The sequence below is a fragment of the Bradyrhizobium sp. 17 genome (genome assembly GCF_023073515.1).
Taxonomy (GTDB): domain Bacteria; phylum Pseudomonadota; class Alphaproteobacteria; order Rhizobiales; family Xanthobacteraceae; genus Bradyrhizobium; species Bradyrhizobium canariense_D.
In genome coordinates, this window is record NZ_JADPJQ010000111.1 from 1 (window position 1) to 1,174 (window position 1,174).

A 1,174-nucleotide genomic window follows, 5' to 3' on the forward strand; every position below is an offset into this window, starting at 1 on the left:
CGCAATTGCCGCGCAAAAGCCGCGAGCCGCCGGCACCGATCGGTGTACCGGCCTCGAGCGCGTCCAAGACAGCCTTTTTCATGCGCGGTGCGCTCGCCAGCGCGAGATAGTCGTTCGACGCGAAATCGATCCCCGCACGCGGCTTGAGGCCGCGCAGCCGGTCGTCTTCTTTCAGGGCGTGCAAGGCTACGACATAATCGGCAACTTTGGTCGCATGGATTGGATTCATTCTTCACTCGGACAGTAGCGATCGATCTTACAAAGGGTCTGATGGCGGCGAAGAACAAGGCTTCAGTTTCGGGCCCTTGGCTTCTGGCAAGATGCGATTTTCTCGGTCGACCAGCACAACGTGCGGCTTGAAATTGTTTGCTTCGGCTTCGTCAAAGGAGGCATATGCAACGATAATAACTTTGTCTCCTGGCATCGCGAGTCGCGCAGCCGCACCATTCAGACCTATGATGCCTGATCCTGTAGGCGCTTCGATCACATAGGTGGCAAACCGCGCTCCAGTGTCGATGTTGTAGATTTCAACGCGTTCGTTGATCAAAAATCCCGCAGCATTCAGCAGCGCACGGTCAATCGAAATCGAACCTTCATAGTGCAGGTCGGCTTCGGTGACCGAGGCGCGATGGATTTTGCCTTTCATCAGCGTAATCTGCATTTCTCGCCCAAGCTGGATTTGTGCGCGGCGCGCGCTGCTCTGATTGATTCAGGCCAGGCTGGACGCGATGCCGAGCCGGTCCAGCAAGTTCGTGTCGCGATCGCGCTGCGGGTTCTTCGTGGTCAAGAGCGTGTCGCCGATGAAGATCGAATTCGCGCCGGCAAAAAAGCACAGCGCCTGCAGTTCATCGGTCATATACTGCCGTCCAGCGGACAACCGCACGACGCTCTTCGGCATCATGATCCGAGCGGTCGCCACCAGGCGGACCAGCGCAAAGGGTTCGGGACGCTCCGCGGTGTCGTTGACCGGCACGCCCGTGACCTCGTTCCACATGTTGATTGGAACGCTCTCCGGATGGCTGGGGAGATTGGCGAGCAGCACGAGCATGCCAAGACGGTCCTCGACGCGCTCGCCCATGCCGATAATGCCGCCGCTGCACACCTTGATGCCGGCCTCTCGAACATGTGCGAGTGTGTCGATGCGATCCTGCAAAGTACGGGTGCTGATGATCTT

Annotated in this window: 1 protein-coding gene and 2 pseudogenes; all 3 read right to left on the reverse strand. The window is 58.4% G+C overall.

What is annotated here, in order from left to right; all coding sequences use genetic code 11:
* Positions 1 to 229, reverse strand: a pseudogene (locus IVB13_RS22630) (8-amino-7-oxononanoate synthase); the annotation flags it as partial.
* A 27-nt stretch (positions 230 to 256) separates the two neighbouring features.
* A complete protein-coding gene (gene panD, locus IVB13_RS22635) occupies positions 257 to 661 on the reverse strand; it encodes an aspartate 1-decarboxylase (protein WP_247445786.1) in 405 nt (134 codons plus the stop codon).
* Positions 662 to 709: 48 nt separating this feature from the next.
* Positions 710 to 1,174 (reverse strand): annotated as a pseudogene (locus IVB13_RS22640) (biotin synthase); the annotation flags it as partial.